22 protein-coding genes and 1 pseudogene are annotated in these 16,798 nt (G+C 59.9%); 22 read left to right on the top strand and 1 reads right to left on the bottom strand.

Features of this window, described 5'->3' with window-relative positions:
• The first annotated feature begins 34 nt into the window (after positions 1–34).
• From D3879_RS14715 to D3879_RS14635, 17 genes and pseudogenes are all read left to right on the top strand, one after another.
• Positions 35–571, top strand: coding sequence for an HGGxSTG domain-containing protein (locus tag D3879_RS14715; RefSeq protein WP_119955059.1), 537 nt, complete (start codon positions 35–37; stop codon positions 569–571).
• Complete coding sequence (locus D3879_RS14710; protein WP_119955058.1) at positions 552–1,799, top strand: terminase large subunit domain-containing protein; 1,248 nt, start codon at positions 552–554, stop codon at positions 1,797–1,799. The genes D3879_RS14715 and D3879_RS14710 overlap by 20 nt, the downstream gene beginning before the upstream one ends.
• Positions 1,800–1,802: 3 nt before the next feature.
• Positions 1,803–3,197, top strand: coding sequence for a DUF4055 domain-containing protein (locus D3879_RS14705; protein ID WP_119955057.1), 1,395 nt, complete (start codon positions 1,803–1,805; stop codon positions 3,195–3,197).
• Positions 3,197–4,318 (top strand): phage minor head protein, encoded by a 1,122-nt coding sequence (locus D3879_RS14700; protein ID WP_119955056.1) that lies wholly within the window; start codon positions 3,197–3,199, stop codon positions 4,316–4,318. Before D3879_RS14705 ends, D3879_RS14700 begins: the two co-directional genes overlap by 1 nt.
• Before the next feature lie 75 nt (positions 4,319–4,393).
• On the top strand, positions 4,394–5,263 hold the full coding sequence (locus D3879_RS27870) for an HNH endonuclease (protein ID WP_119955055.1): 870 nt from the start codon (positions 4,394–4,396) through the stop codon (positions 5,261–5,263).
• A gap of 10 nt (positions 5,264–5,273) precedes the next feature.
• Positions 5,274–5,522, top strand: coding sequence for a hypothetical protein (locus tag D3879_RS14690; protein ID WP_119955054.1), 249 nt, complete (start codon positions 5,274–5,276; stop codon positions 5,520–5,522).
• On the top strand, positions 5,522–5,764 hold the full coding sequence (locus D3879_RS14685; protein WP_119955053.1) for a hypothetical protein: 243 nt from the start codon (positions 5,522–5,524) through the stop codon (positions 5,762–5,764). The genes D3879_RS14690 and D3879_RS14685 overlap by 1 nt, the downstream gene beginning before the upstream one ends.
• An 82-nt stretch (positions 5,765–5,846) precedes the next feature.
• Positions 5,847–6,668, top strand: coding sequence for a DUF6651 domain-containing protein (locus D3879_RS14680; RefSeq protein WP_338014885.1), 822 nt, complete (start codon positions 5,847–5,849; stop codon positions 6,666–6,668).
• Positions 6,669–6,679: 11 nt separating this feature from the next.
• Complete coding sequence (locus D3879_RS14675) at positions 6,680–7,648, top strand: major capsid protein (protein WP_119955052.1); 969 nt, start codon at positions 6,680–6,682, stop codon at positions 7,646–7,648.
• A 45-nt stretch (positions 7,649–7,693) separates the two neighbouring features.
• A complete protein-coding gene (locus D3879_RS14670; RefSeq protein WP_119955051.1) occupies positions 7,694–7,945 on the top strand; it encodes a HeH/LEM domain-containing protein in 252 nt (83 codons plus the stop codon).
• 3 nt (positions 7,946–7,948) lie between these two features.
• Entirely contained in the window at positions 7,949–8,443 is a 495-nt protein-coding gene (locus D3879_RS14665) for a DnaT-like ssDNA-binding protein (protein ID WP_119955050.1), read from the top strand.
• Entirely contained in the window at positions 8,443–8,832 is a 390-nt protein-coding gene (locus D3879_RS14660) for a hypothetical protein (RefSeq protein ID WP_119955049.1), read from the top strand. Before D3879_RS14665 ends, D3879_RS14660 begins: the two co-directional genes overlap by 1 nt.
• A complete protein-coding gene (locus tag D3879_RS14655; protein WP_119955048.1) occupies positions 8,829–9,275 on the top strand; it encodes a hypothetical protein in 447 nt (148 codons plus the stop codon). Before D3879_RS14660 ends, D3879_RS14655 begins: the two co-directional genes overlap by 4 nt.
• Entirely contained in the window at positions 9,272–9,688 is a 417-nt protein-coding gene (locus D3879_RS14650; protein WP_119955047.1) for a phage tail terminator-like protein, read from the top strand. Before D3879_RS14655 ends, D3879_RS14650 begins: the two co-directional genes overlap by 4 nt.
• A gap of 66 nt (positions 9,689–9,754) precedes the next feature.
• A pseudogene (locus tag D3879_RS27865) lies at positions 9,755–10,401 on the top strand (phage tail protein).
• Between the two features lie 60 nt (positions 10,402–10,461).
• On the top strand, positions 10,462–10,776 hold the full coding sequence (locus tag D3879_RS14640) for a phage tail assembly chaperone (protein WP_119955046.1): 315 nt from the start codon (positions 10,462–10,464) through the stop codon (positions 10,774–10,776).
• A 47-nt stretch (positions 10,777–10,823) separates the two neighbouring features.
• The gene (locus D3879_RS14635; RefSeq protein ID WP_119955045.1) at positions 10,824–11,084 is read left to right on the top strand and encodes a DUF1799 domain-containing protein; all 261 of its coding nucleotides are present in this window, start codon (positions 10,824–10,826) and stop codon (positions 11,082–11,084) included.
• Positions 11,085–11,106: 22 nt separating this feature from the next.
• Here D3879_RS14635 and D3879_RS14630 read toward each other — a convergent pair whose 3' ends face one another.
• Positions 11,107–11,364, bottom strand: coding sequence for an Arc family DNA-binding protein (locus tag D3879_RS14630; RefSeq protein WP_119955044.1), 258 nt, complete (start codon positions 11,362–11,364; stop codon positions 11,107–11,109).
• 68 nt (positions 11,365–11,432) lie between these two features.
• Here D3879_RS14630 and D3879_RS14625 point away from each other — a divergent pair, with 68 nt between their 5' ends.
• From D3879_RS14625 to D3879_RS14605, 5 genes are all read left to right on the top strand, one after another.
• Entirely contained in the window at positions 11,433–11,576 is a 144-nt protein-coding gene (locus tag D3879_RS14625) for an Arc family DNA-binding protein (protein ID WP_119955043.1), read from the top strand.
• A gap of 77 nt (positions 11,577–11,653) precedes the next feature.
• Positions 11,654–12,562 carry an antA/AntB antirepressor family protein gene (locus D3879_RS14620; RefSeq protein WP_119955042.1) on the top strand — a complete coding sequence of 303 codons (909 nt, stop codon included), beginning with the start codon at positions 11,654–11,656 and terminating at the stop codon, positions 12,560–12,562.
• Between the two features lie 62 nt (positions 12,563–12,624).
• On the top strand, positions 12,625–13,014 hold the full coding sequence (locus D3879_RS14615; RefSeq protein WP_119955041.1) for a hypothetical protein: 390 nt from the start codon (positions 12,625–12,627) through the stop codon (positions 13,012–13,014).
• A 57-nt stretch (positions 13,015–13,071) separates the two neighbouring features.
• Positions 13,072–15,879 (top strand): phage tail length tape measure family protein, encoded by a 2,808-nt coding sequence (locus D3879_RS14610; RefSeq protein ID WP_119955040.1) that lies wholly within the window; start codon positions 13,072–13,074, stop codon positions 15,877–15,879.
• A complete protein-coding gene (locus D3879_RS14605) occupies positions 15,879–16,760 on the top strand; it encodes a DUF2460 domain-containing protein (protein WP_119955039.1) in 882 nt (293 codons plus the stop codon). The genes D3879_RS14610 and D3879_RS14605 overlap by 1 nt, the downstream gene beginning before the upstream one ends.
• Positions 16,761–16,798 lie beyond the last annotated feature (38 nt).

Here is a 16,798-nt window from a genome sequence, read left to right as displayed (position 1 = left end):
GAAACACCCCATGCAATCCCTGCGAGGTAGTTGAATGGCACGCTGCGGAGCCAAAACCCGCAGCGGCCAGCCTTGCCAATCTCAGGCGATGCCTAATGGTCGCTGCCGGATGCACGGCGGAAAGGCCGGCGAGACGCACAAGGGTAACCAGAATGCCCGCACTCACGGTATTTACTCGGCCTTCCTGAGTGACGATGAGAAGGGCGCCTGGGACAGCCTGGAGCTCGGCCGCGTTGATGATGAACTGCGCCTGACCCGTATCCGCCTGATGCGCGCCCTGGCCCGAGAGAACGAATACGGCAACACGCTTGAACTGGATAGCGAGAAGAGCGAACCGATCCAGATTGACGGCAAAGACACCGGACTGACATCAGTCACCACGACCAGCAAGGTTCGTGACTATGCCGGCCTGATCGACAAGCTGACTGCTCGGGTCGAAAGCCTTGAACGCACCCGGGCCGAACTGCTTAAGAGCAACCCGCCAGGGCAGCCACCGGTGGCCCGGATTGAAATCGAGGTAGTCAGTGGAAGGCAGAACCCTAAAGCTCCAGATGACGGAGCCGCAGGCTGAGTTCTTCCAGCTGACCGCCAAGTACCCGGCCTTTGTCGGTGGATTCGGTACCGGCAAGACCGAGACGCTGGCCAATTGCGCGATTCGTGATGCGTTGACGTCATCAAGCGCATTGATTGCCCTGTACGAACCGACCTATGACCTGGTGCGGCTGATCCTGGCACCGCGGATGGAAGAGAAGCTGTCCGACCTGGGCATCCGGTACAAGTACAACAAGCAAGAGAACATCATCTACACCAGCGCGCCGAACTGCGGCGACTTCGTGCTACGAACGCTGGAGAATCCAGCCCGGATCATTGGCTACGAGTCCTACCGGGCGCACGTCGACGAGATCGACACGCTGAAGAAGAAACAGGCGCTGTTGGCCTGGCAGAAGATCATTGCGCGGAACCGGCAGCAGCCGGCCGGCGTGATCGACCCTTTCAACCGAGTGTCGGTCTACTCGACACCCGAGGGTTACCAGTTCGTCTACGACACCTGGGGCCGGAATCCAAAGCCGGGCTATGTGATGGTTCAGGCGGCGACCTACACCAACCCGTTTTTGCCCGATGACTACGTTCAGACGCTGATGGAGAGCTATCCGCCGGCACTGATCGAGGCCTACATCGAAGGCCAGTTCACCAACCTGGCGTCAGGCAGTGTTTACCCGGACTTCTCCCGAAAGCTGAACCACACCGACGCAGTAGAGGCGGAAGGTGAGCCGCTGCTGGTCGGGATGGACTTCAACCGGTTGCACATGAGCGCCGTGATTTACGTCATGCGTGATGGCCTGCCGGTCGCGGTCAACGAGATCACCGATGGTCGCGACACGCCGTCGATGGCCCAGCTGCTGGTCGAGCGCTACAAGAACAAGGGCCATGCCATCCAGGTGTTCCCGGACGCTAGCGGCCAGAACTCCAGCAGTAAGAATGCCAGCGAATCCGACCTGTCGATCCTCAAGGGCGCCGGCTTATCGGTTCGCGTGAACAGCACCAACCCGGCCATCGTCGACCGGGTGAACGCCGTCAATGCCCTGATCCTCAACGGGCAAGGCGAGCGCCGGCTGAAAGTGAATACCCATCGCTGTCCGCATCTGACCGATGGCCTGGAGCAGCAGGCCTACGACAAGAACGGCATGCCCGATAAATCCAGCGGCATCGACCATGTGATTGACGCCGCCGGTTACCCGTTGGCCATGTTGTTCCCGATTGTGAAACGCACCGCCACCAGCCAGTCCCTGAGAGTCTGATCAATGAGCAACGACCCGAGCACAGTCATCCCGGCCGTGAAGGCGATGCAGGAAGACTGGGCGGTCGTCGCCCCGCTGATGGGCGGCACCAAGGCGATGCGACTGGCTGGCGAGACCTATCTGCCGAAGTGGCCGAAGGAAGACGCAGGCGCGTACAAGGATCGCCTGAACCTATCCACGCTGCTGCCGGCGTACTCCGAGACCGTGCAGAACATGACCGGTCGCGTGTTCGCTGAGCCGATCGTGCTGAACGACGATGTTCCTGAGGATATTGCCAAGTACACCCAGAACATCGACCGGCAGGGCAACAACCTGCAGGTCTGGGCGCAGTCACTGTTCAGCAATGGCCTGTCGCATGGCCTCTGCCATGTACTGGTCGATTACCCGTCGACGGTGGACAAGGACGGCAAGCCGACAATTGTGACCAAGGCCGACGAGAAGGATGCCGGCGTTCGCCCTTACGCCGTAATGGTTCGCCCGCAGCAGGTTCTGGGCTGGAAGGCTGAGAGCCGCAACGGTGAGCAAGTCCTGAGCCAATTCCGCTACATGGAAGCGGTAGAGGAAAACGACCCGGAGAATGAGTTCTGCGCAAAGGTAGTGCAGCAAGTGCGCGTACTGGAGCCAGGTAACTGGCGCACCTACCGCCAGGTTGGCGGGAAGGACGGTAAGACCTGGCAGTTGCACGAAAAGGGCGCCACAACCCTCAATCAGATCCCGCTCGCCACCTACTACACCAAGCGCACCGGCTTCATGACCGCCACGCCGCCGCTGCTCGAGCTGGCGCACCTGAACATCAAGCATTGGCAGTCGCAGAGTGATCAGGACAACATCCTGCACGTCGCCCGGGTGCCCATGCTCATGGTCAGCGGCATCGATGACGCCAGCGAGATCACGGTCGGTTCCAGTGCCGCGACCACGTTGCCCACTGGTGGCGACATGAAATTCGTCGAGCACACCGGCAAGGCCATCGACGCTGGCCGCACCTCGTTGCAGGATCTGGTCGACGACATGCGCATGGCCGGCGCCAAGCTGCTGAGCAAGGACAAGCAGGCGACCAAGACCGCCGCCCAGGCCAATGAGGAAGCCTCGCAAGAGATGAGTCCGTTGGAGACCATGGCCGGGCAGCTGGAAGACACACTTGACCAAGTGTTGCAGTTCTTCGCGCTGTGGACCAAGCAGGCAGAAGGCGGTCACGTCGAGGTCAACGGTAACTTCGACACGGATTACGCGCCGGAGGTCAGCCTCCCGTTCCTGATGAACATGAAGAACGCCGGCAACCTCTCCGATGAGACCCTGTTCAACGAAGCCAAGCGCCGCAATGTACTCAGTGACGAACTGACCTGGGAGGCAGAGAAACAGCGGATTGCTGACCAAGGGCCAACCCTGGGTACGCTGTAATGGCCTCCGCTAACCAGGTCATCGAAGACGAGGGCATCGCTCACGCGGTTTCGCTCCAGCAGTACAGCCTGGGCGTCGTGCAGCGGATGGTCTCGCTGCTCAACCGGGTGGATGCCGAGCTTTCGGCGGCGCTGCTGATGGCGCTCGAGCAGATGCCTGCCGAATCCTTTTCGGTTGAACGCATGGAGTTGCTACTCGGCTCGGTGCGCTCGATCAATGCGCAGGCCTACGCCCTGGTGGCGCAGGAGCTGCAGAAAGACCTGAACGAGTTGGCCGGCTACGAGAGCCAATGGCAGTACGACCTGTTCGAGCGGCTGATGCCTGATCCGGTCAAGGTGCGCTTTCCGATTGCTCGGGTAAGCGCAGAGCAGGTGTATGCCGCGGCGATGTCCCGCCCGTTCCAGGGACGACTGCTGCGCGACTGGGCGGGCGGCATCGAAGCCGATCGCATGACCAAGATCCGCAACATCATTCGCAATGGCTATGTCGAGGGCAAGACCACCGCTGATATCGTTCGGCAGGTGCGCGGCACTCGGGCAGCCAGCTACGCAGATAGCCTGATCAATCGCTCACGGCATGACCTGGAGTCGGTCGTCAGGACAGCGATCAGCCACACCGCATCGACTGCCCGGGCTGAGTTCAACAAGGCCAACGAGGCGCTGATCAAGGCCGTCAAGTGGCTGAGCACACTTGACTCGCACACAACCAAAGAAATCTGCGTGCCGCGCGACGGCAAGCTTTACTCGGCAACAGATCACAAGCCAATAGGCCATGTGATGAAGTGGCTCCAAGGGCCGGGGCGCGCACATTGGAACTGCAGATCGACTGAAACCCCCATCACTAAGTCATGGAAAGAGTTAGGGATTCCCCTAGAAGAAATGTCGCCAGGGGAAAGGGCGAGCATGGACGGCCAAGTCCCGGCAGACACCACCTATATGCAGTGGCTTGCCAGACAGTCAGCCGCAAGGCAGGACCAAGTCCTGGGGCCTGAGCGGGGAAAACTGTTGCGTGAAGGCGGACTTAGCGTTGAGGATTTTTACACCCCAACGGGCCGATTCTTGAGCATTGCAGAATTGAAGGGGCGGGACGCGGAAGCGTTCGAGAGGCTAGAAGCGGCGTGATAGAATGACGAAGCCCGGCGGAGTGCAATCCGACCGGGCCTCTAATCACTACCTGATCGATCGAGGATCACGGCAATGACTGATGCCATTCTATGCGGGTGCACTGTATGCGGCAAAGCGTTCGCCGCATCGCCACATAAATCAAACAAGTACTGCGGCATGGCCTGTTATCGGGCAGCCCAGCGAGCAGGAACGTACAAGCGCGGCCACGGGCCAGAATTTCATCGCGCACCATGCCACCATTGCGGCGTGACTGTTGAGCGCAACCCGTCGACGACTCGTAGCGGCCAGCAATCTGACAAGGTTTTCTGTGCGCGCGCCTGCTACGACGCCAGCAGGGCTCTGATAACGCAGGCGCGCAGCACGCAATGCCTTCGCTGTAAGTCGGAGTTCATTCCGTCCGGTCGCGGTACAAAATACTGCTCCATGGCATGTAGGCGAACCGGCATGAAAGCCGACCCGAAGCACTGCCTGGCTTGTGGATGCTTTTTCACGCCCGTGCGACTGCAGAAGGCGACCGGGAGATACGTAAGCTATAGCGCCGGCAAGACATGCTCGCCCTCGTGCCACATTGCCTGGATCAGGGATAACCCAGAGCGGAAGCGAAAGATCAGTATCGCGTTCTCCCGCGAAAGGCACCCTGGCTGGCAAGGCGGAAGCCACCGCGAAGGTTTCCGAGGACATGACTGGGAAGAAATTAGCGAAAAGGCCAGAGCTCGCGCCGGCCGCTGTTGCGAGCATTGTGGAATGACTGAGGCGGACCATCTTGAGAAATACCGGCAGCGACTGCACATCCATCATCTAGAGCCATTTCATCAGCACCAGAACAAACAAATGGCAAATAAGCACTCCAATCTAGTGGCCCTGTGCAGGTCGTGTCATACGAAAGCTGATTGGAAGTGGCGTAAAGAGAACCCAGTGCAGACGGCATTGATGCTGCGCTAGACTGACCGGCATGACCGATAAACCCAGGCTCCACGTCATCCAAGGCACACCCGCTCCCGATACCCCGTCCGAGCAGGTACGCAAACGTGTGCGAGCGATGGATAAGCCGGCCACGATGCTGCAGTGCGATCGCTGCGGTGGACGCGAGGTCATTGAGGCCAAGATCGGCGTGATGATTAAGAACGGCAAGCCCACTGGTGGCACGAAGGCGCTGTTGTGCGTCGGGTGTCTGTTGAATGGCGAGAGGGTGGTGATGTGATGGCTGGATTCAAGACTGGCGGATTCGTCACCAAGGGCAGTCCTGAGCACCAACGGATGCTTGAGACGGCGCACTTCCCGCCTTTACGAGGGATAGACGATGGCCAAATGTCTCTCGATGATATGAGAGCAGGCATTCAATACGCCCTAAAGGCCGAAGCCGACCGCAGGCTTCAGAACAAATTGATGGCCATAGTCGCCCTGATCGGTAGTGCTGCCATGTTGGCGATAGCACTGCTGTAGCGAGAGCCGCACACCAGAAGCCCGCCCCGCGCGGGCTTTTTAATACCCAAATTTCAGCCCTGGCAACTGCCGGGGCTTTTTTATGGCCGTGATTCCCGGATGGGTAGCGGTGCGCCGGGCGGATGCCCATCAGATGGCCGGATGGCCGGAGATCAACAACGTGAAACTCAAACTTGACGAGCAAGGCCACGCAATTCTGCAGGACGGCAAACCGGTTTACGTCCACGACGACGGTAAAGAGGTGGCATTCGACGCCCCCAGCACTGTCGCCACGATCACCCGCCTCAACGGCGAAGCGAAGACCCATCGGGAACGCGCCGAGACCGCCGAGAAGAGCCTGAAAGGGTTCGAGGGCATCGAGGACGGTGCAGCCGCACGCAAGGCGCTCGAATTGGTCGCAAACCTCGATGCTAAGAAGCTGGTGGATGCCGGCGAGATCGAGAAGGTGAAGACGGAAATCAGCAAGGCCTTCCAAGGTCAGCTGGACGAAGCCAACACCAAAGTATCGACCTTCGAGAAACAGCTCTACGACGAGAAGATCGGTGGCGCATTCAGCCGCTCGAAACTGATCGCCGACAAGCTGGCCATTCCCGCAGACATGGTGCAGGCCCGTTTTGGGCAGGCCTTCAAGATCGAGGAAGGCAAGACCGTCGCCTACGACCAGCACGGCAACAAGATTTACAGCCGCGCACGTCCGGGCGAAGTGGCTGACTTCGATGAAGCGATGGAAACCCTCGTCGAGCAATACCCCTACCGCGACCAGATCCTCAAGAGTGCCGGCTCCAATGGTGGTGGCGCCCCGGATGGCGGTGGTGGCAAACCGAATACCCCGAAAGGCGACCTCGGCGGCTCCAAAGCGGACCGCACTGCAGCGTTGGCCGCTCGGTTCCCTGAACTGAAATAAGGAATCAAGCCATGTCCCTGTCCCAAATGCAGGTATTCAACCAGTACATCATGCCGGCGACTATCGAGACGCTGGCGCAAATGGTGGAGAAGTTCAACGCCGCCTCCGCTGGCGCTATTCGTCTCACCACTGAAGGCTTCGACGGCGACTTCCTGCAAGAGTCGTTCTTCGCTGCCATCCACTCGGCCCAGCGCCGTGTCGACCGCTATGCCGCGCAGGCTGCTGCGTCCGCCACCGACCTGACCCAACTGAAACGCTCGTCTGTGAAGATTGCCGGTGGTTTCGGCCCGATTCGCTTCGAGCCAGGCCAGCTTACCTGGCTGAGCAAACCGACCGCCGAGGGCATTGAGGTTGCATCCCGCAACTTCGCCGAAGCGATGCTGAAGGATCAGCTGAACACCGCCATCGCTGCCCTGATGGCCGCAATCGGCAACCAGGCAGCCGCGGTGAACGATGTCAGTGCGACCTTGGGCGTGAGCTACAACGCCATGAACGACGCCCACGGTAAGTTCGGCGACCACTCGGGCAACATCGTGGCCAGCGTCATGAACGGCGTCACCTATCACAAGCTGATCGGTGCCAACCTGACCAACACCCCGCAACTGTTCCAGGCTCAAAACGTCCGCGTCGTGGACATCCTGGGCAAGGCGGTGATCGTCACCGATGCACCGGCGCTGTCCATCGCCGGCACGCCGAACAAGCTGGCGGTGCTGGGCTTGGTCGATTCCGCCGCCATCGTCCATGACGCTGGCGACGTGATCAGCAACATCGAGACCAGCAACGGCCAGACCCGCATCGAAACCACCATGCAGGTCGATTACACCTTCGGTCTCGGCCTGAAGGGTTACACCTGGGATGAAGCCAACGGCGGTAAGTCTCCGACCGACGCCGAACTGGCAACCGGTACAAACTGGGACTTGGTTGCTTCCAGCATCAAGCACACGGCTGGTGTTCTCGCCCTTGGTGATGCTGCCAAGTAATGACATGGGCGGGGCTTCGGCTCCGCCCATCCTCTGGAGATTGAAATGGGCAAATTCACTGGTATCGCTTACGAGCCGCACCCGGTCTCGCCTGAGCGCAAGGCCGAGCTGCGCGAGCAGGGGCTCAAGATTCTGGATGTCCGGTTCAAGCCGGAAGCCGACGAAGAGGCTGTTGACCTGACCAAGCTGAAGGTCGATGTGATCAAGGCCCGACTGACTGCAAAGGGTGTCGAGTTTGATGCAGCAGCCAAAAAGCCGGAACTGCTTGAGTTACTACTGAAGCAAGAAGAGGCGTAACCCATGGCGCTGACCATCGAAAACGGTTCCATCGTGGCCGGCGCCGATTCATTCGCTACGGCCGCCGAACTGGTCACCTATGCCGCGAACTTCGGGCGCACGATTCCCGGTACTGAAGCCGCACAAGAATCCCTGCTGCGCCGCGCCTACCTTGAGATGAATGCGCTGCCATGGAAAGGGTGTGCAGTTAGCCCAAATCAAACCGGATCATGGCCGCGCGTAGGTGTTGTCCGTAACGACTTCACCATCGCATCGAACGTCATTCCGGCGCAGGTCAAGGCCGGGCAGATGGCGCTGGCGACCGAGATCCACGCAGATGATCTTGCTCCGCCAGAATTGAAAGTAGGCGCCATTGAGTCCGAGAAGGTCGGCCCGATCAGCACCACCTTTGCCGTCGCCAGCAAGACAGCATCGAAGCCGGCTGCAACTCGGCAGTCCTATGCGCAGTTCGCCGGTTTCGTCGCGTCGTCCAGCCAGATCAAGCTGAGTCGCGCCTGATGGCTGACATCTACGACCGCGCCAAGGCGACCGCCGTTCGCATGCTGGCGCCTCGCAGTGCGGGCGGGAAGGGCGCAGGACTGACCCTGCGCCGCACCGTGCCGGGTGTGTACGATCCGGAGACAGGCACCTCGCCCGACACCATCACTGACTACGCCGGCTCAGGCCTGCGCGATTCCTACAAACTCACCGACGTCGACGGCTCACTGATCAAGCAGGGCGACGTGAAGTTCATCGTCTCGCCCGTGCTGCTCAATGGCGCCGACATGCCCGAGCCAAAGACCCAAGACCTGATTGTCTTCGACGGCAGCACCTACACCGTGCAGGCCGTCGACCCATGGAACTATGCCGGCCTGGCGGTTGGCTTCGTGGTGCAGGCGCGGAAATGAGTTTCAGCCTCGACCTGACCAAGTTCATTGAGAAGGCCAAGGCAAACACCGAACTGGTCGTGCAGAAGGTCGCCATCGACATGCTGTCGGCCGTGGTGGACCGTTCCCCGGTCGGAAATGCCGAGTTGTGGTTGGACCCATCGGCGGGCGAGGGGTACATAGGCGGGCGCTTCCGGGGCAACTGGCAGGTGTCATTCAATGTCGCCGCCACCGGCGCGCTGGATCGCATCGACCCGCAAGGCAGTTCCATCAAGCAAGCAGGCGTCACGTTCATTCAGGCCTACACCTCCGAAATCGGCAGTATCTGGATGATGAACAACGTGCCGTATGCCCAGCGCCTCGAGTACGGGCATTCCAGCCAGGCGCCGAACGGCATGGTCAGGTTAACCGTCACCGAATTTCAGATCTTCGTAAACAAGGCCGTGCAGGAGCTTCCAGATTGAGCAATAAGCTGATCCGCCAGCTCTTCGAGACTCGCCTGAAGAATTGGGCCGCCGCCCGCAATCCAGTACTGCGCGTCGCCTATCAGGATGTCGCCTTCATCCCACTCACCAGCGAAACCTATCTGCGCTGCTTCCTGCTCCCGGCGAACACCTCAAGCGATGACCTGCAAGGCGTGCACAAGGCATACCGCGGCGTCTGGCAGGTAAGCATCGTCAAGCCGGCTGGCGGCGGTCTGGTCGCAGCGGGTGGCATCGAGGATGAACTGGCCGCATTGTTCCCGAACAACCTTGAGCTAGTTAGCGGAGCATTCAAGGCCTACGTCCGCACGCCAATGAGCGCAGCGACGGCCATCGTCGAACCGCTCAACACCACCATTCCAGTGTCCTGCTCATACCGCGCCGACACCATCTAACCCGCCCGTTGGGCAACCCACAAACCGCCGCCTTGGCGGTTTTTTTATGTCCGAGAGGAAAACACCATGTCCGTGAGTCTGCCAAACGGGGCGGTAGTCAGCATCGCTGCAACCTACCAAGCCGCCAAAACCATCACCGCCATCAGCAACGCAGCATCCGCCTCAGCCAGTTCGACGGCGCACGGCTACCTTGCCGGCGACATCCTCGAAATCACCTCCGGCTGGTCGCGCCTGAATAGCCGTATCGTCCGCGTCCTCAGCGCCACCGCGGATGCCTTCGTGCTGGACGGCATCGACACCACCAGCACCCAGCTTTACCCGATCGGCGGGGGGCCGGTTCCGCGCGCAAGATCACGGCCTGGACGCAGATTACCCAGGTGCTGGAGTTCACCACTTCCGGGGGCGAGCAGCAGTTCGTCACCTATTCCTTCCTGGAGGAGGACGCCGAGCACCAGATCCCGACCGTCAAGTCGGCCCGCAGCCTTGCCCTGACCATCGGCGACGATGCGACCTTGCCGTGGTACGCACTGCTCTCTGCCGCCAACGATGACCGCGTGCCGCGCGCCCTGCGCATCGTCCTGCCGAGCGCCTCCAGCATCCTCTACAACGGCTACGTCACCCTCAACAAAACGCCAACCCTGACCAAGAACGAGCTCATGGGCCTGCAATCGACGGTCTCCCTGACCTCCGAAGCCATGCGTTACGCCTCGTAATCGCCAACCCACCGATCATAAGAGCCCGCCACCGTGCGGGCTTTCTATTAAGGATTCCGCATGACTTCCAAATTCAAGCTGGACGTTGCTCCGACCTTCAAGGCGACAGTGAACATCCCCGTACACGGCGGCGATACCGTGCCGGTGGAGTTCGAGTTCAAGCACCGCACCAAGGATCAGGTTAACGAGTGGCTCGGATCGCTCACCGGTCGGGCAGACGTTGAAGTTCTGCAGGATGTGCTGGCTGGCTGGGAGCTGGACGACGTCTTCAACGAAGAGTCGATCGGCAAGCTGGTGCAGAACTATGCCGGCGCGGGCGGCGCGATTGTCGCGGCCTATGTCGACGAACTGCTGCAGGCCCGCCGAAAAAACTAATAGACGCTGCCCGTGCGCTATACGAAAGCGCCCCCTCCGACAAGGAGTTGGAAGCTTTCGGCTTCACGCGTGAAGACATGGGCAGCGACGAATTCTGGGTATGGCCGGACAACTGGCAGGCGGTGGATGTGTTTATCACCATGGGCACGCAATGGCGCGTCGGCATGGCGGGCGCGACCGGCCTGGATTACGGCGTGCTGAATGATGTTATGCGCCTGCACGGCATCAAGAAGCGCGGCCGAGATGACGTGTTCGCCGCAGTGCGCATCATGGAGAGCGCTGCGCTGAAGGTTATGCACGAGAAGTGATGACTACGGGGTGGGGCTGGGGTTATTCCTTGGGGGTAGCAGTCAGGCCTAACAGCTCGCCTTTCAACTGCTCGATGAGCGCAAGGGCTCGTTCTGGCGAGGCGGGCTCTACCCTATGGTACTCATCAACAAGAATCAGTGTCGACGCAGGGCCGAAGCTGGCTTCGAGGCGAGCAACCAGTTCCGCGTTCACAGAGCGACGGTTGGCGTCGGCTGCCTTCTTCAGTTGCTCATACAGTGAGTATGGGAACCGGAATTGTGAGCGGTAGATTTCTTCCATGTCACTAGCTTGACACTACCTAAAGCTCTTCGTATAGTGACTGCGTGTCACTACTAAAGGGGGTTGCCATGAAAGACATAGCGCGCACACAGGTCCGCATCCCGGTCGATCTGATGGATTGGCTGAAGCAACAGGCGAAAGAGCACCACCGATCCATGAATGCCCAGCTGATTGAGTTGCTGGCGCAAATGAAGAGGCAGACAGCTCAGTGAGGATCAGAAACGAAGAAGCCCCAAGTGCGAGAACACCTGAGGCTTCGGTTGTGAACACTTTGGAGAAGGATCACGAGATGAATACTATCGCAATTGCAGTAGAAAACAACTCAGGCATGAGCTACAGCACCCTGATCCCGGTTCGCCTGGGCGAGCTTGGCGGTGAAGTGGTGCAGCTGTGCAATGCCAAGGACATCTACCTCTGCCTTGGGGTGACCACTCGCTTCAATGACTGGATCGCTCGAAGAATTCAGGAATACGGGTTCATCGAAGGGCAGGATTTCTCGATGGTTACTCAAAATAGAGTAACCAAAGGTCGCGGCGGTGATCGCCGGTCTCAGGGCTACAGCCTGTCAGTCGATATGGCCAAAGAGCTGGCCATGGTCGAGCGTACCGAAGCCGGCCGAGCTGTTCGCCGCTACTTCATTGAGTGTGAGAAGAAGCTTCGCCAGATCGCCCCGGACGTTGCTGCTGAGTGCCTGCGCAAGGCGCTGAACCCGCAGCAGCAACTTCAGCTGTCGGACAAGGTGCACGGCAAAGTGGCCTGCCTGGAGAAAGCCCGCCAGCGTGCCGGCTACTGCGAGCTCTGGACGCACCTGAAGCACCGGCATCAGGTAGCGCAATACCGCGACATTCCGCAGAGCGAGTTTGAGAACGCTTGCGGGTTCGTCGATAGCTATACGTGGGAAGGCGAATGGATTGGAAGGCAAGAAAACCCAACCAGTCCAGCCATGCAGCTTTCAGAGCATGAGCTGAGCTCCATCTACCTGCTCATGTCACGCTTCGCCCTTATGTACAGGGAACACGACAGGCTGCAGGGTGTCGCCAAGGCGCTCGACTCGAAGCCGCTGATGAATCTCTTTTCTCAGCTTCATGAGGGGTGGTTCACCTTCAAGTCCCTGGATAAGCGCCGGGACGAGTTCTATGCAACCTACAAGCGGGTGACCGGTTCTGAAGGCGGTTACGCAATGAGGGCTGCGGCATAAGCTAGCGCCACAAGTGGTCCATGATCTACATTCCTCCCGGTCTATGACCAGGAGGAAGACCGATGCGAAGGATTATTGCTGTTGGGCTGGCGGTTTTGTCTCTGACCGGGTGCGGGCCCTCCGAGCAGGGTGTTGTCATGACCGCCGAGAGCGGGGTTCGAAAGCAACTAAAAGATCCTGACTCGGCGCGCTTCCAAGGCTCGTACTTTATGCTCAAGGATGAAGATCCGAGTGGATATAAGCGGGGAAATGTCTGCGGAGTCGTCAGCGCAAAAAATTCCTTTGGAGGGTACGGGAGCCCAATTCGCTTTGTGGCGATGGCTAGCTATAGCAAGAACACAGAAGATGTCTACCGTCCAATTCTGGAAGAGCCGGCTGAATCTAAAAATCCAAGTACCGGATTTAGTGCGTTCGAAACCGTTTATTGGAATCCAAACTGTTTACAAAAGTAGCAACAAAGAATCCTAAATAGCCGCCTCCGGGCGGTTTTTTATTGCCCGGAGAATTGCATGGACATCGCCTCGTTAGGCTTCCGCATCGATACAGGCGACGTGGCCAAGGCCGAAACCGCACTCGACAGCCTGAACGCTACTGGCGCCAAGACGGAAGCTACCGCCAAGGGTGTCGGCGCCGCATGGACTGAGGCAGGCCGCAAGGTAGGGGCTGGCTCGTCACCATTGGGTTCGGTTGCGAGCGCCGTGAAACAAGGCTCCGATGCCATGAAGGCGCAGCAGGGCGAGCTGGCAAAGCTGCTCGGGAAGATCGACCCCGTAACCGCAGCGCTTGACCGGCTCGACGACCAGGAAAAACAGCTGGGCAAGTTCAAGGCGGGCGGTCTGCTGGACGCGGAGACGTTCGCCGAGTACCGAGCCAAGGTTGACCAGGCGCGTAACGGGCTAAGCGATATCGACGGCGTGCTCCGGCGTGCAGGCACCACCTCGAAACAGACCTCGGCCGCCTTGCGCATGCTGCCAGCGCAGTTCTCCGACATTGCCATCTCCCTGCAGGCAGGACAGAGCCCGCTGTCGGTGTTCCTGCAACAAGGTTCGCAGATCAAGGATTCCTTCGGCGGCGTCGGCCCGGCGCTGCGCGAGACAGCGAAGTACGCACTGGGACTGATCAACCCCTTCACCGTAGCCGCTGCCGCTGCCGCTGGCCTTGCCTATGCCTACTTCGAAGGAAGCAAGGAATCCGAGCGCTTCAACAAGTCACTTATTCTGACTGGCGGCTATGCTGGCATGACCGCAAGCCAGCTTGCATCGCTTTCTGATGAGATGGACAGCCTGGCGGGCGTCACCCAGGGCAGTGCCGCCGAAGCGCTCAATCAGGTGGCTGCATCCGGCCAGTTTGCCGGCGAGCAGATCAAGCTGGTGGCGGTTGCCGCAGAGCAGATGCGCGTGGCGACCGGCAAGTCGGTAGAAGACACCATCGCCGAGTTCGTCAAGCTCCGCAGAGACCCAGTTTCCGCGATCCTTGAGCTTAACGACAAATACCACTTCCTTGAGCGATCGCAGCTCGATCAGATCCGCACGCTGAAAGAGCAGGGCAAAGAACAAGAAGCCGCGACCGAGGCAATGCGGGTATATGCCGGCGTAGTTGCCGAACGCACCCCGCAGATTGAGCAGAACCTTGGTTCGATTGAGCGCAGCTGGAATGCCATCAAGAAGGCCGCAAGCGAGACAGTCGACGGCCTGAAGGGTATTGGTCGGGTATCCAGCGAGGCCGAGCGGGTGGTCACGCTTACCCAGAAGATCGCCTACCTAAAAAGTACGCTCGGTACGGGATTTGAGCCGCTGGCTGATACTGCTGGCGAGGTCGCCAAGCTCGCTGCGGAACTGGACGGCCTAACCAAGAAGCAGAAAGAGGCCGCCTTCGCCCCTACAGTAACGGTTGACACCAAGGCCGAAACCGAGCGCATGAAGGCGCGCGAAGAATTCGACCGATTGGCGATCAGCAATCTCGCCAAGGAGGCCAAGTTAGAGCGCGAAATTCTTGATATTCAAAAGTTGGGCCTTAAGGCTGGAGTGCAGCAGTCCGACATCGATATGCAGGTAGTTGCTGCCCGTGCGCGCTACGCCGAAAGCCTGCCGAAGTCGCGCAAGCCTGAGGCTGCAAAGGTGTTCGCAGACGACGCCGCGACCAAGATGCTGCAGTCGTTGCGTGAGCAGGGCGCCACCCTCGAATCGCAGCTGAAGACCACCGAGAAGCTATCGGTGGCAGAGCGCACGCAGATCGAGTTCGCGCAGCAGATCGCCGACCTGAAAGAAAAGTCGATTCTCACCGCCGACCAGAAGAGTCTGCTGGCTAATGAAGGAATCATCACCGCTCAGCTGGCGCAGAACGTTGCTCTGGATGAGCAGATCCAAAAGCGCCATGAATTGGCCAAGTCGGCTGAGGAAGCCGCGCGCAAGCAAGATCTGGTTAATCGCGAGGCCAAAGGTGTTATCGACTCGCTGAAGACGGAAGAAGAGCGGATCAAGGAGTCCTATGAGCGGCGTCGGCAATCCATCCTCGACAGCTCGATCGCCACTGCGGAAGAGAAGAATGAGGCGCTGCTGCGGCTAGAAGAGCAGAACACCGAAGACATGATCAAGGTGAACGGCAGCTATTGGGAGCGCTATCTGCTGGCCGCCGAGGACAGCCTGGGCAACTTCGACGAACTGGCCGCCTCGACCGTTGAGAACTTCAGTACCCGGTTTGGCGATGCCTTCGAGTCGATGATCTTTGATGCGCAGACCCTGGAAGAGGCGGTGTCTGGTATGGCCGAGGGCATGGCCCGTGCGGTTGTCAATGCGCTAGGCCAGATGGCCGCGCAATGGTTGGCCTACCAGATCGTGCAGATGCTTGTCGGCAAGACAACCAAGGCCAGCGCTGCCGCATCCATGATTGCTATCGCCGAGGCAACATCCGCCCAGGCTGGCCTGGCTGCCTTTGCCAGCACCGCCGCGATCCCCATTGTGGGCCCGGCCGCCGCGCCGGCCGCCGCTGCAACGGCTGTTGGACTGACACTGCCTATGGTTGCAGCCGTATCAGCGGGCGCCCTGGCTGGCATGGCGCACGACGGCATCGACAGCGTTCCACGCGAAGGCACCTGGCTACTCGACAAAGGTGAGCGCGTGGTCGATAGCCGCACCAACGCCGACCTTAAGCGCTACCTGGCAGCGCCCGATCAGTCGGCGCAAGCAGGGCAAGCCCCCCCGGTCAATATCAACATCACCATGCCCGGCCTGAAGGACGCACCTGGCGTCAGGGAGGCCACTGGGGGCATGGCCAAGAAAGTAGGCGGCGCCGTATCGCGCGCCAGGAGATACAGCTGATGGGTGAGTTTATTGAGGAACGGCTGTCGGTCCAGGTCGACTATGGTGCCGACTTCAGCGAAGAGTATGCCGTGAAGATTTCCGCCTCGGAGAACGGCAACGAGTACCGCAGCCTGTTGCACCCATTCCCGAAGATGCGTTGCGACATCAGCTACGAGATGCGCAAAGGGCAGTGGGTGATCGACAACGTGCTCGATCTGTACCACCGCTGCCTGGGGCGGTTCGCCGGGTTTCGCGTGCGCAACACGGCCGACTACTCAAGCAATGCCTACAAGGGCGTGCCGACGGCACTGGATCAGCCCATGCAGCTGGTGAGTGCGGGCGTGTACCAGCTGCAGAAGCTCTACGGTGCGGCAGGGAAACCCACCATTACGACTGGTCGCCCGGTGCGCACGGTGTTCAAACCGGTCGCCGGTACCGTACTGGTCGCCATTGGCGGGGTGGCGCTGCCGAGCGCGCAGTGGGCGGTCGATACCATTACGGGGCGCATCACCCTGGCGGCCAACAAGACCGACACCATCGTCGGCATCACCAAGGCGGCTCAGGCCGTGATTGATGTCGGTACCAATACCTTCCTGGTGGGCGAGTCGGTAGTGATCAGTGGTGTGGCCGGCATGACGCAGATCAATGGGCTGCGCGCCCTGATCACGGCCAAGCCGGATGCCACGCATATCACGGTAGCGATCAACTCCACCGCGTTCTCGACCTACACCAGCGGCGGCACGGTGCAGACCCAGCCAGTCGCTGGTGAGGCGGTAACCGCCGGCTTCGAGTTCGATATCCCATGCCGTTTTGACTCTGATCTGTCCGGCATCACCTTCACCACCTTCGACGTGATGTCGGCCGGCGGCATTGAAATCATCGAATTGTTGAATCCCTAGCCAGCCGCCAATCAAACCAAGCCCGCCCAGTGTGAGCT

The organism is Pseudomonas cavernicola (assembly GCF_003596405.1).
Classification (GTDB): domain Bacteria; phylum Pseudomonadota; class Gammaproteobacteria; order Pseudomonadales; family Pseudomonadaceae; genus Aquipseudomonas; species Aquipseudomonas cavernicola.
The sequence above is the reverse complement of the archived record's forward strand: the minus strand, read 5'-3'. Positions and strand labels throughout refer to the sequence as shown.

What these genes read in the sequence shown, in the direction of transcription:
- D3879_RS14715 (WP_119955059.1), top strand. Translation starts at nt 35, where the DNA reads ATGGCACGCTGCGGAGCCAAAACCCGCAGCGGCCAGCCTTGCCAATCT.
- D3879_RS14710 (WP_119955058.1), top strand. Translation starts at nt 552, where the DNA reads ATGACGGAGCCGCAGGCTGAGTTCTTCCAGCTGACCGCCAAGTACCCG.
- D3879_RS14705 (WP_119955057.1), top strand. Translation starts at nt 1,803, where the DNA reads ATGAGCAACGACCCGAGCACAGTCATCCCGGCCGTGAAGGCGATGCAG.
- D3879_RS14700 (WP_119955056.1), top strand. Translation starts at nt 3,197, where the DNA reads ATGGCCTCCGCTAACCAGGTCATCGAAGACGAGGGCATCGCTCACGCG.
- D3879_RS27870 (WP_119955055.1), top strand. Translation starts at nt 4,394, where the DNA reads ATGACTGATGCCATTCTATGCGGGTGCACTGTATGCGGCAAAGCGTTC.
- D3879_RS14690 (WP_119955054.1), top strand. Translation starts at nt 5,274, where the DNA reads ATGACCGATAAACCCAGGCTCCACGTCATCCAAGGCACACCCGCTCCC.
- D3879_RS14685 (WP_119955053.1), top strand. Translation starts at nt 5,522, where the DNA reads ATGGCTGGATTCAAGACTGGCGGATTCGTCACCAAGGGCAGTCCTGAG.
- D3879_RS14680 (WP_338014885.1), top strand. Translation starts at nt 5,847, where the DNA reads ATGGCCGTGATTCCCGGATGGGTAGCGGTGCGCCGGGCGGATGCCCAT.
- D3879_RS14675 (WP_119955052.1), top strand. Translation starts at nt 6,680, where the DNA reads ATGTCCCTGTCCCAAATGCAGGTATTCAACCAGTACATCATGCCGGCG.
- D3879_RS14670 (WP_119955051.1), top strand. Translation starts at nt 7,694, where the DNA reads ATGGGCAAATTCACTGGTATCGCTTACGAGCCGCACCCGGTCTCGCCT.
- D3879_RS14665 (WP_119955050.1), top strand. Translation starts at nt 7,949, where the DNA reads ATGGCGCTGACCATCGAAAACGGTTCCATCGTGGCCGGCGCCGATTCA.
- D3879_RS14660 (WP_119955049.1), top strand. Translation starts at nt 8,443, where the DNA reads ATGGCTGACATCTACGACCGCGCCAAGGCGACCGCCGTTCGCATGCTG.
- D3879_RS14655 (WP_119955048.1), top strand. Translation starts at nt 8,829, where the DNA reads ATGAGTTTCAGCCTCGACCTGACCAAGTTCATTGAGAAGGCCAAGGCA.
- D3879_RS14640 (WP_119955046.1), top strand. Translation starts at nt 10,462, where the DNA reads ATGACTTCCAAATTCAAGCTGGACGTTGCTCCGACCTTCAAGGCGACA.
- D3879_RS14630 (WP_119955044.1), bottom strand. Translation starts at nt 11,364, where the DNA reads ATGGAAGAAATCTACCGCTCACAATTCCGGTTCCCATACTCACTGTAT.
- D3879_RS14625 (WP_119955043.1), top strand. Translation starts at nt 11,433, where the DNA reads ATGAAAGACATAGCGCGCACACAGGTCCGCATCCCGGTCGATCTGATG.
- D3879_RS14620 (WP_119955042.1), top strand. Translation starts at nt 11,654, where the DNA reads ATGAATACTATCGCAATTGCAGTAGAAAACAACTCAGGCATGAGCTAC.
- D3879_RS14615 (WP_119955041.1), top strand. Translation starts at nt 12,625, where the DNA reads ATGCGAAGGATTATTGCTGTTGGGCTGGCGGTTTTGTCTCTGACCGGG.
- D3879_RS14610 (WP_119955040.1), top strand. Translation starts at nt 13,072, where the DNA reads ATGGACATCGCCTCGTTAGGCTTCCGCATCGATACAGGCGACGTGGCC.
- D3879_RS14605 (WP_119955039.1), top strand. Translation starts at nt 15,879, where the DNA reads ATGGGTGAGTTTATTGAGGAACGGCTGTCGGTCCAGGTCGACTATGGT.